Source organism: Bombilactobacillus apium, from assembly GCF_013385145.1.
GTDB lineage: Bacteria > Bacillota > Bacilli > Lactobacillales > Lactobacillaceae > Bombilactobacillus > Bombilactobacillus apium.
In genome coordinates, this window is the sequence record NZ_JABZEC010000002.1 from 125,509 (window position 1) to 138,460 (window position 12,952).

Annotated in this window: 15 protein-coding genes; 5 read left to right on the forward strand and 10 right to left on the reverse strand. The window is 42.0% G+C overall.

Annotated elements, in window-relative coordinates; translation table 11 throughout:
- Nucleotides 1-5: 5 nt before the first annotated feature.
- The 10 genes from HU830_RS02630 to HU830_RS02670 form a co-directional block, all read right to left on the reverse strand.
- Nucleotides 6-290 (reverse strand): tyrosine-protein phosphatase, encoded by a 285-nt coding sequence (locus HU830_RS02630; RefSeq protein ID WP_228765738.1) that lies wholly within the window; start codon nucleotides 288-290, stop codon nucleotides 6-8.
- A 1-nt stretch (nucleotide 291) separates the two neighbouring features.
- The gene (locus HU830_RS02635; protein WP_176942243.1) at nucleotides 292-1,062 is read right to left on the reverse strand and encodes a tyrosine-protein phosphatase; all 771 of its coding nucleotides are present in this window, start codon (nucleotides 1,060-1,062) and stop codon (nucleotides 292-294) included.
- A gap of 1 nt (nucleotide 1,063) precedes the next feature.
- Nucleotides 1,064-1,882, reverse strand: a complete 819-nt coding sequence (locus tag HU830_RS02640; RefSeq protein WP_176942244.1) for a PTS system mannose/fructose/sorbose family transporter subunit IID — start codon at nucleotides 1,880-1,882, stop codon at nucleotides 1,064-1,066.
- Entirely contained in the window at nucleotides 1,879-2,679 is an 801-nt protein-coding gene (locus HU830_RS02645) for a PTS mannose/fructose/sorbose/N-acetylgalactosamine transporter subunit IIC (RefSeq protein WP_176942245.1), read from the reverse strand. The genes HU830_RS02640 and HU830_RS02645 overlap by 4 nt, the downstream gene beginning before the upstream one ends.
- The gene (locus tag HU830_RS02650) at nucleotides 2,676-3,146 is read right to left on the reverse strand and encodes a PTS system mannose/fructose/N-acetylgalactosamine-transporter subunit IIB (RefSeq protein WP_176942246.1); all 471 of its coding nucleotides are present in this window, start codon (nucleotides 3,144-3,146) and stop codon (nucleotides 2,676-2,678) included. The genes HU830_RS02645 and HU830_RS02650 overlap by 4 nt, the downstream gene beginning before the upstream one ends.
- Nucleotides 3,133-3,564 (reverse strand): PTS sugar transporter subunit IIA, encoded by a 432-nt coding sequence (locus HU830_RS02655; RefSeq protein WP_176942247.1) that lies wholly within the window; start codon nucleotides 3,562-3,564, stop codon nucleotides 3,133-3,135. The genes HU830_RS02650 and HU830_RS02655 overlap by 14 nt, the downstream gene beginning before the upstream one ends.
- 226 nt (nucleotides 3,565-3,790) lie before the next feature.
- A complete protein-coding gene (locus tag HU830_RS08770) occupies nucleotides 3,791-4,021 on the reverse strand; it encodes a hypothetical protein (RefSeq protein WP_228765740.1) in 231 nt (76 codons plus the stop codon).
- A gap of 98 nt (nucleotides 4,022-4,119) precedes the next feature.
- A complete protein-coding gene (locus HU830_RS08775) occupies nucleotides 4,120-4,572 on the reverse strand; it encodes an MFS transporter (protein WP_228765742.1) in 453 nt (150 codons plus the stop codon).
- A gap of 260 nt (nucleotides 4,573-4,832) precedes the next feature.
- Entirely contained in the window at nucleotides 4,833-5,693 is an 861-nt protein-coding gene (locus HU830_RS02665) for a DUF4097 family beta strand repeat-containing protein (protein ID WP_176942248.1), read from the reverse strand.
- 60 nt (nucleotides 5,694-5,753) lie between these two features.
- Nucleotides 5,754-6,695, reverse strand: a complete 942-nt coding sequence (locus HU830_RS02670; RefSeq protein WP_176942249.1) for a DMT family transporter — start codon at nucleotides 6,693-6,695, stop codon at nucleotides 5,754-5,756.
- Between the two features lie 320 nt (nucleotides 6,696-7,015).
- On the opposite strand from HU830_RS02670, the gene HU830_RS02675 reads away from it, so the two are divergent.
- The 5 genes from HU830_RS02675 to HU830_RS02695 are packed head-to-tail and all read left to right on the forward strand — an operon-like array spanning nucleotide 7,016 to nucleotide 12,922.
- Nucleotides 7,016-8,179, forward strand: coding sequence for a glycosyltransferase (locus tag HU830_RS02675; RefSeq protein ID WP_176942250.1), 1,164 nt, complete (start codon nucleotides 7,016-7,018; stop codon nucleotides 8,177-8,179).
- Nucleotides 8,180-8,224: 45 nt separating this feature from the next.
- Nucleotides 8,225-9,235: a stealth family protein gene (locus HU830_RS02680; protein ID WP_176942251.1), complete on the forward strand. Its 1,011-nt coding sequence runs from the start codon at nucleotides 8,225-8,227 to the stop codon at nucleotides 9,233-9,235.
- 21 nt (nucleotides 9,236-9,256) lie between these two features.
- Entirely contained in the window at nucleotides 9,257-10,210 is a 954-nt protein-coding gene (locus HU830_RS02685) for a glycosyltransferase family 2 protein (RefSeq protein ID WP_176942252.1), read from the forward strand.
- Complete coding sequence (locus tag HU830_RS02690) at nucleotides 10,210-11,340, forward strand: EpsG family protein (protein ID WP_176942253.1); 1,131 nt, start codon at nucleotides 10,210-10,212, stop codon at nucleotides 11,338-11,340. Before HU830_RS02685 ends, HU830_RS02690 begins: the two co-directional genes overlap by 1 nt.
- A gap of 37 nt (nucleotides 11,341-11,377) precedes the next feature.
- Complete coding sequence (locus tag HU830_RS02695; protein WP_176942254.1) at nucleotides 11,378-12,922, forward strand: lipopolysaccharide biosynthesis protein; 1,545 nt, start codon at nucleotides 11,378-11,380, stop codon at nucleotides 12,920-12,922.
- Nucleotides 12,923-12,952 lie beyond the last annotated feature (30 nt).

Consider the following 12,952-nt stretch of genomic DNA (forward strand, 5'->3'; position numbering starts at 1 on the left):
TAGCCTCAATTTTCGGTGAGATAGAGTTGGCGCAAACTTTGGATTTCTCTAGTGGTCAACCCCAACTCTTCTTGAACATAATTAGTGATTGTCTGATATTTAGCATTAATAACCGCTAAAGAAGCTTGAATGAACTCTGGTTGAGTATCAATTAAGGCATACAAATGATCCAAAACAACTGGGTCTTGAGTAAAACGGCGATAATTAGCCATTTTCGTTTGATTCCTTTTTTGGCGATTAGTCTGGGTTAACATGAAATCTTGGATAATTACTTCTGGGGCGACTCCCAAGCTACCTAAAAATAAAAGCGCTCCAAAACCGGTCCGATCCTTCCCCCCCCCGACAGTGCTGCAATAAGGGCCCTCGGTCTGCTTGGGCGGCCACTTTCAACATTTGGGCATAAGCTGTTTGTGCCTGGGGACTAGTGACAAAGCCTTGGTATTCAGCCAAAACGTTGGCTCTCTGATCAGTTAATTTTCCAGCTTGTTTTTGGGACACAATTTTCGCAATCAGCTGTTGATCTTCGTTTTCTGGCGCTGCCGCAAATTGAGCGGCGACCTCCGCCGTTTCGGCCGCCGGATTCAAATTGACCGTCTGAATAGACTCACCCAGTTCTGGATTGGGATATTTTTTAATTTCATTTTGGCTGCGATAATCAATAATTGTGTGTAAATTTAAATTTCGTAGATAGGCCAATCCTGATGCGGTCGCATTATGCAACTGATCCCCACGGTACATTAAGCCCCACTTGGTGTAGGCCCCTGTAGCGGTCGGATAACCTCCTAAATCCCGAAAATTGATTAAACCGGCAATCGGGAGAGTCCGTTCCGCCACCAACCATTGATCACCAGCCATTTGAAAAATAAAATAGGGACGATATGACCAGTCTTTTAAGCGAATCTGAAAGTTTTTTTCTTGAGTGGTTAATAAATATTCTCCCCGGCTAGCGGCCGGATCAAAAGTTAAACTAACCGTAATTGTTGTCAACGGACTGTTATTTTCTTGTTGAAAAATAAACTGCCCTGGTTTAGTTTGAACTACCGTATATTCTGGTCTTTGCATCTTAACCTAAAACCCCCATGTAAGTGAGTGCGATTGATAAAAACATGATTCCTAAGATTAGTAAGGGTGCATGTTTCCCCTGTGTTTTCTTTAAAATTAAATAAACTACCACGGTAATTAAAATACTAAAGAGTCCGGGCATCACCTTATCAAACATATCTTGAAATTTAATCGTATTTTTGCCAGCAGTTATCTGAGCAATCACTTTAATCTTAACCACCGAGGCGACCAACGCCCCAATTACCATCAATCCTACCACATTAGCCATATTGGATAAGCGCTGCAAAATATTACTACCAGAGCCGGTAATCATCTCTACACCGGCACTATAACCCCATTGAATTCCGTAATATTTCGTCGCGATATTTACCACGTTATACAGCAAAAACATGACAATCGGCCCTAAAACACTGCCCGAAAAAGCCAGTGAAGCGCCAATACTTCCACAAATTGGTAGCCAAGTGAATTTTAAGATACTATCACCAATTCCGGCTAAAGGCCCCATTAAGCCAGTTTTAATAGCCGTAACTGTTTCTTTATCAGCTTCAGAAGTTGTTTCTTCAACCGCGGCCGTAATCCCCAGAATTAAAGCGTCTGCATTTACGTGACTATTAAAAAATTGTAAGTGCCGCTTCATTGCCGCCACCCGCTGCTCTTGCGGACGATCTTGGTAGAGTCGTTTTAAGACTGGAACAAAGCTGATTAAAAAACCAATCGCCTGCATCGATTGATAATTATTAGTAATATTCAAAAATTGCATCCGCCAAAAAACTTTATTTAAATCACCCTTGGTAATCTTTTTTTCCGTTTTCCTAGTCATAGGTCATAAGTCTCCTCTGTTGGGGAATCGTCTTCTTTTTTATCAGAATCGCCTGATGCATCTTCCTTAGAAGCTGCGCGATGATCTTGAATAGCGTAGTCGTAAATCAAAGCGAAGGGTAAGGCAATCAAAGTTACCGGCAGCACCGCTAATTTAAGATAGACTGCCAAAGCAAAGCCCGCGATAAAAAAGACCCACAACTCACCTTTTTTAATCATCATCAACATTAACAAGCCAATTCCGACCGCCGGAATAATGCTTCCAGCAATTGTTAATCCCGTCATAATTTGTTTGGGCAGGGCATTAACAACGACTTTAATTGCTCCAGAACCAAAATAAATCGCTAGAAAAGTTGGTACAGCTCGAATTAGGAAAACTAAAAACATCGGAAAATAATTCACCCGATAAACTTTGTTGAAATCACCGGTCGCCGCGGTTTTTTCCATGATAGGATTTAAATAAACAATTCCTGAACGGTACAAAATCAATAATTGTTGAGCCAGTAAAGAAGTTGGCACGGCTAAAGCTACCGCAGTAGCTGTGCCCCCCGAAGCAATTCCTAAAGCCGTGCCGATGGCACTTCCGGAAATTAAATCCGGCGCGGAATAAGCTCCTACATTTCCGACTCCCATCCACATTACTTCTAAAGTTGCTCCGATTAAGAGACCAGCTCGTAAATTGCCCATAATCAACCCAACCACCGTCGCAATCAGCAAAGGACGACGAATCATTTGGGGACCTAAGTCATCTAAAGCACAAAAGCCAGCCCAACAAGCAACCAATAAGGCAGTTGTCATCGTAAAACCTCCTCTAAATCTACAGCTTGGGAATTAGGCACCATTTGAATCTGAACTTTGGTCCCTTGCGCCAATAATTCTTCAAAAGCCTCTCGTTCGGTGGGAGTTACTGCCACAGCGGTCGTTAAGCGTGTGCGGCCCTCTTGATAACGCATCCCGCCAACATTTAATTCAGAAATTTCTACTCCAGCTTCGACGGTTTTCCAAGCATCAATACTGTTGGCAAAAATCAACATTGTTCTTCTTTTAATCGGCGTTTTTTGAATAATTTGCCCAAATTTTTCGATCCCAAAAGCTTGGACCTTAATTCCTTGGGGTGCTGCCATTTTTAAAATATTTTGTTGAACTGGATCCTGAGCAATTCGATCATTAAGAATAATAATTTGTTCAATTTTATATGCATTAACCCAAGTAGTTACTACTTGTCCGTGAATTAAACGGTCATCAATTCGACTAAAGACTATCATCGTCGTCGGCCTCCATTTGTAATAAAGTTTCTTGATCGCGAAATACTTGTCCTGCCTGATAAGCTTCTTGAATCACCGGTCGGAGCTTGGCTAGAGAAGACTTCCTTTGTAGCAAAACTTCCAGAAGAACCGGTAAATTTAAGCCGGTACTAATCAAAACGTCGGAGCGCTCTAAAAGAGCACTAGCTAAATTTGTCGGCGTCCCACCTAAAATATCCGTTAAGACCAAAAGTCCCACCCCGGTATCCAAGGATTCCACCTTGGCCTGCATAGCTTGGCGCAATTGATCAACTTGATCATCTAAATTAACTCCCAGCGTTTGACAATTTTTTTGCGGACCGGCAATTAATTCCGCACTGGCTAAAGCCGCTTGAGCAAAAGAACCATGGCTCATTAGTAAAAGTGCAACTTCTGTCATTCCCACAACCTCCTCGATGGCTTTTAACTCTTGTTTACGTTTTCATTTTAACGAAATCCTTTTTTGCCAGGCGGTCTTGCTTTGCACTATATCTCGTGCAATTAGTTGTTGAAGAAATTTCATTCACTTATTTTACTGACTCCATTCTCCTTTGAATCAGCTTCTTTGCTGAAATTGGCGAAAGAAAAAAGACGCCTTGAAAAAGAACGTCTTTTGAATTTAAATTTTAAACGGTAAATTTCCGGTGCCGCCATAACAAAACGCCACTTTCCAAAACAGAAACCAAGGGTCCCAAGAAATAAGTCAAAGCCGTCATCAAACTGTAGTAGCTAGTAATTTTTCCTCGACCAACTGGGAAATACTTGGTCAAAACAGATAAACCGAGCCGCGCTGTTAATAAGGACGGCGTAGCTAACATAATTACTAAGAAGAGCAGGGAAAAAGCGGTGTAAGCCACAATAACTTTCAGCTAATGGATCTTTGTTACCAAGCTGTTAAAAAGACCGAAATCATCAAAGAAATCACATACCAAGAAACTAAGGTCTTAGCAGCAGCTTATGAACTACCAACCACGATGAGAGCAAACTGAGGAATATACTGCGAGAAAACATAAAAAGTAAAGCAGATTGTGAAACCAAGCATGATTAATAAAACTCCATCAATTGCCAATACGACCGCTGTCAAAGGCGCGTTAGCCACGGCAGCTACCCAGAATGGAAAGAGGAATTGGGCGACAGACATCGCTGCTTTCAAAAGCGAATTTATTGTGGTCGCCTTTTTTGGAAAGGCTTCGATCATCGCCGGATAAACTGCTGAATCACCAAAGGAATTAGTAATTGCCAAAAATAAGGCCGCGATACTGGCAACTACGATATTCGGTGCAAAACTAATTCCCAGTAAAAACAGGGTATCGGAAATAATGGAAATCAAAAAGGGCTTTTGGCGCCCAATCCGATCCGAAATTACTCCCGCAATTAAAATTGTCAACAACCGCCCAATCCCGACCATCGATAAAACCAGCGAAACTCCTTTAACATCCGTTTGCTAAGCCTGAGCAAACCAGTTACTATACTGAGAAATAATGATCGTTGCAATTCCCAAAATTGCGAAGTTGAAGTAAGTTCCTCCAGCCATCGTCACATAATTCTTTTGCTTCATCTCTAAATTAAATTTTACTGCTCTTAAAACTCTCCCCAGGCTAATTAGCTAAACCAACCATCCCCCATCAGTCTGGCAGAGTTATCATTTTCCTTTTTTAACTAACTTGCTTAAGAACGGATTGTCCCCGAATTGGTCTGAACCTTTACTGGTTGCAGATTGCTGTGTTTAATCAGAATATCGCCAAAATCTGTTTGGACTTGGCCTTGGTCAAATTTCGAACGATCAATGCGCACATCCCCCGAATGACTGCGCAATTGTAAGTCATTCCCAGTAATTTGGGCGAAATGGAGATCTCCGGATCGACTTTTAATTTTTGCTGTTTTGACCTGGAGTTGCTTTAAATTCAGATCTCCCGATTGGTTATCTATCGCTAATTTTTTGGTTTCGAAGCGGTTGATTTTCAAATCTCCCGACTGATTTTGAATTTTAATCTGCTGACTTTGGGGCCAAATTTTGGAAAGAGTTACATCCCCCGAACGATTTTGCAGCTCCATTTTCTGGACTTGAAGTTCGGATAAGTTTAAGTCCCCACTAGTATTCTTAATTTTTAACTTTTGCGTCTTTAAACCAGGAGCTGAAAAGTCACCTTGACTTTGAACCAAGACTTCTTGCGGATTCAAATTATTGGGCAGCGTTACTTCTAACCATGGACCGGTTCCCCAATCTCCAATTGAAAAAGAAGCATGACTCTTTTGTGCACCACAAATAATCTTTACCCGCTGTCCCTGAATCGAAATCTTGGGCTTAGCACTTTTCGCAAGTCGATACTTAACTTGAAAGCGATCACCCCTTTTAATTTTCGTGCGCACTGGAGTTTCAATTTCTAAAGTCTGAACTTCTTGCGGTCGCACTGAAATTACTTGCGAGCCCCGAATCCCTTGAGATTCTTGATAAAGCCACCAGATTCCAAGGATTAGGAACACGCCCCAGAACCAGTTTTTACTTTGCTTTCTTTCAACTGTTTCCAAATTTTACTTTCCCCTTATTTCTAAAAAATTTTGAACGGCAGCTCATTATTCAACAAGCAATCAAGTTTTTTGGTGTAAGAATCGTTTTAAACTTTGGGGACTCACCTGCATCAAAAGCAAGGCGGCCAAGATTAAACTCCCCCCAATTACTAAATCAGCGGTTAATTTTTCCAAGCCTAGAACCAAAGAAGTTAAGCTCGCAAACAAAGATTCCGTCATTAGAATTAAACCAGTTGATGTTACATCTGTATAACGTTGGCCAATTATTTGGAGAATCTGGGAAATAAAAGAAGTTACGATCCCTAAAATAATTAAAGGTAGGAGAGCCTGGCTCCAAGCGACTTGATTCCAGGAAGGTTTTTCAAGGAGTCCGACAAACAATAATCCTCCGATAATTTGGACAACTCCGGTCAAAAAGGCAATCGGTAAAGCTCGAATTTGAAAGTTGAAGATTCGATAGTAGATAATTTCTAGGCCCATCATCAGAGCAGTTAACAAGACCCATAAGTCTCCGGCCTGCAGGATAAAGCCGGTCCGAAAGATTCCCGTGAGAAAGATCATGCCTAAGATACAAAGGACAATTGCCCAGTAAACCTTCGGCGCCGGCTTCTCGTGAAAAAAAATCCACGCCAAAAAAGGGACAAAGACAACATATAAAGCGGTCAAAAAGGCGGCATTACTGGGCTTGGTAGACTTGATCCCTAAAGTCTGGGATTGCATTAAAATAAAACTATTAATTCCGATAATCAAGCCAGCTTTTAATTCTTGACGGGTCATTGTCTTAATCGTCTGAAAGAAAAAGAGCGCAATCAGTCCCGCTAAAATCAGCCCTCGAAAAAGATTGATCATTCCCGGAGTCATCTGGGCCAGAGTCGCTTGTTTGATAAAACTATAACTACTGCCCCAGATGATCGCGACTAATAGTAAAACTCCATCAGCTTGTCCTTTGGACAAGACAACTTTCTTAGGTAAAGATAGAGAAAACTTTTGTGGTTGTTGCATAACCATCACCCCCTTTTCTAACAATTAATTTGATTTTAAGGGGTCTGGCAGAGGGAAACAACCCCCTTAAATTAGATTTGACTTTAAATTTAACCAGCAGCCTACCGCAAGACTTGGCCACTTTACGGAAAGTAATTTAGTAAATTGTTAAGCTCCCTTGAGTCCCGGTCCAGTCCTCAATTGACTCCTTTAGGGAAGTGTTAGGTGCTAGGGAAGTAGTTAGTGTATACTAAAAGAGATTTTTGTCCCCGTTTGGAGACAAAACTTTTAATTAAAATTAAGACTATTTTTATCGTCAGACGAGGATTAGGAGTCCTAAAATGGTAAAAGCTTTGCTGGTTTCTGCAGCAGCCAATATGATTTGGCAGTTTAATACTCGAAACATTGAAATTCTTTTAAAAAAAGGGGTTGAAATTTCTGTAGCCACCAATTTTGATGAACCCGGAACAATTACTCCTAGAGAAGTCACTAAAATGAAACAATGGTTGGAAGATCATCATGTAGCTTATTTCCAAGTTGATTTTAAACGGGGATTAGGTTCTCCCCGAACTAATTGGCGGGTCATTCAACAATTACGGCAAATTATTCGTCAAGAAAAGATTGATTTTGTTCACTCCCAATCACCCATTGGCGGTGTCTTAGCTCGGATTGCCGCTTGGCGCGAACATGTCCGCAACTTATACATGGTTCATGGTTTTCACTTTTTTACCGGTGCTCCCAAAAAATATTGGCTCGTTTTTTATCCTTTAGAATATCTACTTTCCTATTTAACTGATATTTTGGTGGTCATTAACGACGAAGATGAAGCACGGGCTCACAAATTACATCAACATCATCTAATTCGAGTCCACGGTGTTGGAATTGATCTTCAAGGTGCCTTAGCAGTCCCTGAAAAGGTTAAACAACAGCGGCGGCAAGAACTGCGCCAAGAACTGAAATTAACCGAAGCTGATTTTATGCTGCTCAATATTGGGGAATTGAGCGTCCGTAAAAATCAAAGAGTGATTATTCAAGCTCTGGCGCAAATTCAAAATCCCCACCTGCAACTCTTTCTAGCTGGGATTGGGCCCAAAGAAGCTGAATTAACCGCCCTGGCAGAAAAATTAGGTATCGCTTCGCAAGTCCACTTTCTCGGTTACCGCAATGATCTCCAAAATTTGCACTATGCTGCCGACCTGAATGTTTTTCCCTCCCATCAAGAGGGTCTGGCCTTGGGAGGATTAGAATCCGTTGCCGACGGGCTTTACCTTTTGGGGAGCGATATTCGCGGAATTCGCGATTATATTAGCAATGATCAAATCGGTCAGACCTTTGCTCCCAATGACGTTGCCCAATTAGTCAAATTGCTGCAAACTTTAATTCCGCAACGCCGCCGCGTGCCCTTGGAGGCTCTCCAAGACTTAGCTCCTTATGACCAAAAAGCAGTTGATCACCAGATGGCTCAAACCTATCAACTGATGTTAGAAGATTTAAAAAAATCTTAATCTGCACTATTTTAAATTTACCCGAAAGAAAGAAGGAACTTAGCTGTGCGAGCTTCCCAGATCTCATTTCCGATTGATTTTGTCATCCCGTGGGTTGATGGTGCTGATCCCAAATGGCAAGCCCGGCGAGCTCAATATCTACCGGCCTCTAAAAACAGTTCAACGGCTGAAAGTAAACAACGTTACCATGATTGGGGAACTCTCAAGTTCCTCTTACGCTCCATCGCCCGTTTTGCTCCCTGGGTAAATCAAATTTGGCTTTTAACCGATCAACAGGTACCTACTTGGTTAGACCTGAAAACCGTCCATTTAGTTGACCATCGCGAATTTATTCCTGCCCTAGCTTTGCCGACTTTTAATTCTAACGTTATTGAAATGAATGTGGCGCACATTCCTGGTTTAAGTGAACATTTTATCTTATTAAATGATGATCTTCTCTTTACCCAGGCGGTTAACCCGCAAGACTTCTTTACTGCTCAAGGAGCGCCCAAAGATACCTTGAGTCAATTCGTCTTAATGCCTCGGGATGATTTCAGTCATATCCCGGTTAACAACATCAGTCTGATTAATCAGCAATTTTCCAAACGAACTTGGCTCCGCCACAACTGGCCGCGAGCCCTCAGTCTTAAAAATGGTTTTTTACCAACCATGATGTCGCTTTTTCTCAGCGTGTTACCTTACTTCACCCGCTTTTACGATCCACATGTGGGTGTTTCCTACACCAAGGCTAATTTTGAACAAGTCCTCAAATTATATCCGCAAGCCTATCAACAGCTTTTACAAAATAAATTTCGCGACCGAACCGATATTTCTCATTGGCTGGTACGCTATTATCAAATTGTTTCTGGTCAAGTTAGTCCGCGTTCCTATCACTTTGGGCAATATTTAACCATGACTGAACCTGATCGCTTGGCTCAGATTTTAGAACATCCCCGCAAAACTCGGATGTTAGCTTTGAATGATAAGACTGCATCCCAAGCCGATATCACCCAAGCCCAAGAGTCGCTGAAAATTTTAGCTCAAACCTTTCCGCAAAAAGCCATCTATGAGCAATAAGTCCCAAGGAGGTCTTTAATTATGACAACTGCTGATCCTTTAGTCTCCGTAATTGTTCCGGTCTTCAATCTCCAAGACCTCTTCCAAAGAGGCTTAAAGAGTGTGCAAGAACAAACTTATTCTAAGCTCCAAATTATCTGTATTGATGACGGTTCAACCGATCAATCTTTAGCTCAACTCCAACAAATTCAAGCACAAGACGAACGGATCGAAGTTTATAGTCAAACCAATGGCGGTCTGGCTGCCGCCCGCAACACCGGTCTGCAGTACGTTCGGGGAAGTTATATTTATTTTTTTGACCCCGACGACTATCTTGATTTAAACTTATTAGACCACTGTGTTCGCCAAGCTCAAAAACAAAAAGCCGATATTGTCGTCTTTAACTCCTATGATGTACAAAGTTCGACCGATCAAATTATTCGCGAAGTCCATCAGGGAACGACGCCGGCCACTGCTGGGGCGGTAGCCTGGAATAAATTATTTACCCGGGCTTGTTGGCAGAAGGGGTTCTTTCCTCCCCGTTCAATTAAGTTTGAGGACAGTGCCATTATTCCCTTGAAAGTTGCCCAAGCCCAAAAAGTAGTCTTAATTCCGGAATGCCTCTATTATTATGTCCGGGAACGTCCCGGTTCGCTCTTAACGGCGGCGCAGGGAAACTCTTTTGCGGCAACTTTTACAAGCATTATTTATCTGTTGGACCAAGCCGAAAAGCAAGGAGTGACCAGCAGTCAAAAAACAGCCGTGGCTAGCTATGCTTTACGCAAACTCACCGCCACTGTTGCCGAATATAACTACCGGATTAAGACCTGCCCTCAAACTAAGCAAGCAACTTATCAACAGTTTTTTCACCAATGTCAAGCAGACGCCCAGCTTAGTTGGCTGCGCCAAACTTATGCCCGGTTAATTTACCTTTGTTGGCGCAGTCACTTTTTCGCCGGTCTCAAATTGTTGAATTATTTAAAGGAATTGATCTAATGGAATTAATAACTTTCACTTGTGCTTGGCTGGCGACCGGAATCGCCGCCTGGAAGGCGCCCACAGCTCGCTGGATCTGGCTAGTTTTGGCGGGCGTCTTGGCAATTTTATTTGCCTATGTCCCGCTGATGACCACTCCAATTGATACTGCTGTGTATATGAAATACTTCAATAATCCCTATCTCTATGCTCCAACTTTTGAAAAAGGCTACGTTCTCTTTCAAAATATTTTAGCGTCCACTGGGATGTCTTATTGGACTTATCGCCTGGTTTTGGTGGGGGTTGGTTTTGCGAGTTACTTCTTCATGCTGACTCGCTTTCAGCTGCCTCAAAATCTCTTTTGGTTCTTCTACCCGATGGTTCCTTTCATCGAGGAGACCATGCAGTTGCGTAACTTTTTAATGTTGGCTTGTATGGCGGTGGCAGCTGGCTTATTGGCACCCAAGCGCCATTTATGGGGAAGTTTTTTCTTTATCTTATTAGGAATCAGCATGCAGTCTACCGGAGTTTTCTATTTACCAGCCTTTGCAATTTATCTTTGCTGGCAGCAGAAAAAATGGCGGCAAAGAATTTTCTATCTTTGCGTAGTCTTATACGTCCTAATGTTAATTCCTTTCTTGCGCCAACAAATCGCCGCTTTCTTAGGCAGTCTTGATTTATCCGCTCTTCTGGGGAGTCTAGCCAGCAAGATTTCCAATTATTTGGCTCGCGGGACTTTAAATCGAATTGCTTACGTTGATTTCGCCTATGCTGTGGGCAATCTCTTCTTCTGTCTCAAACTAACTCAGCTCCTGCAAAAAAAACACTTGCTACTTGATCACCATAGCCAGGAAGTGGCGCGAATTTGTGGGGCCTTTATCGCCACGGGAATTTTCATTTTACCTTTCCTGCCTTTAGCCTATAACTTTGGTCGGGTGGTTAAAAATAGTTTTATTTTCCTCTTTGCCTTTGCGGTTTTAGTTCTTTACGAACTGCGCAGTATCAAGGATCCTTTAGTTCCTAAACTAACTTTAGCGGCTTGTATCTACTTTGGCGGTTATTTTGTAGCCTTTTATCTACTATCTGCCAGTAAGCGAATTCCGCTGGAATTAATTCCCATTTTCACCCAAAATACTTTATTTCATCCCTAAAAAATAATCTCTCAGCTTGAAATTAAGGCGGTAAGTCATGAATCGAACTAAATTAGCCACTTTGAATAGTGGGACAGTCTTAATTACCCAACTAGTGACCCTGATCTTGAAATTTGCGGTCCAAACAGTTTTTATCCATCAACTTTCTCAAAGTTTCTTGGGACTCAATAGTCTTTTTGCCAATGTGATCAGTTTTTTAAGTTTTGCGGACCTGGGAATTGGTACTGCGATTACGGTTGCTTTATACCAGCCGATTGCCAACAATGACCTTCCCGCTCTACGGGGACTATTAGTTATGTATCGCAAAGTCTACTTAATTATCGGTAGTTTGATTACCGTAATTGGTTGCCTTTTGGCGCCCTTGGTCCACTTTTTTATTAAGGGGAGTGCCTTTTCTAACGGTCAAATTAGCGGCTGGTTTGTGCTCTATTTGATTGGAACTACGGCGACTTATTTCGCGGCCTATAAACGTTCTTATTTGATGGCGACTCAAGAAGGTTATTTAAACTCGCTCAACGATTTCTGCTTTCGGGCCCTGCAATTTGGCACCCAAATTATTGTGATACTTGTTTGGCAATCTTATCTCTTCTTTTTAATTATCCAATTAGTCTGCGTCGCTCTTTCCAACTGGCAACTTTCCCGGATGGCTCGGCGTCGGCATCCCGAAGTTTTTCAGACCGAGCAAGTCTCCATTCAAAAGCCCACTCACGAGACGGTTTCTCAAATCAAGCGCAATGTTGTGGGCTCCATGTCCTCGAATATCAGCTCAATTGTGGTGATGGGAACCGATAATCTAATTCTTTCAGCATTAGTCGGTTTGGCCTATGTCGCGAAATACGCCAACTATATGTTATTAATTCAAAGCGTTAATTCTCTCTTTTCTCAGGCCTTAAAAGCCGTCGTGGCCAGTATCGGAAATCTCAATGTCACTTCCGAATCTGACAAAAAAGAAGATATTTTATTTAAACTGCTTTATCTAAACTCCGTTATCAATATCGTCCTCGTTCTCGGCTTGGCCGTGGGAATTAATTTTTTCATTAACATCTGGGCGGGGGCTAAATACCTCCTCACTCCCCAAGTTGTGATGATTATCTTGGCCAACTTTCTCGTCAACCAAGCGCGATACCCGATTCAAAACTTTATTTCAGGAATGGGCCTATACTGGTCGCTCCGCTGGAAATCACTTGTTGAAGCTGGGGTTAATCTGGTCATTTCTTTAATTCTTGTTTTGGGTTTAAATTGGGGAATTTACGGCGTGGTTTGTGGCAATTTAATCAGCAATATTGCCATTAATACTTGGTGGGAGCCTTTGATTGTCTATCGTCACGGTCTCCACCGTTCCCTCAAACCTTACTTAATTCGTTATTGTCGTTACTTCTTAATTTCCTTGCTCGCTTTATTAAGTGGCCTTGGTCTGGCCTCTTTAATTGGACCCCATGCTTGGAAAGAATTTATCTTTTATGAGATCTTTGCGGAGATTCTCGGTCTACTTGTTTTCTTTTGGTTGACTCGCAAAACCCCAGAATTCCACTTTTATCGAACTATGATCCAAAAATTGGGACATCGTCTCCTGCACCATTAACTCCAATGTATTATAATGAAAGTTACGTTT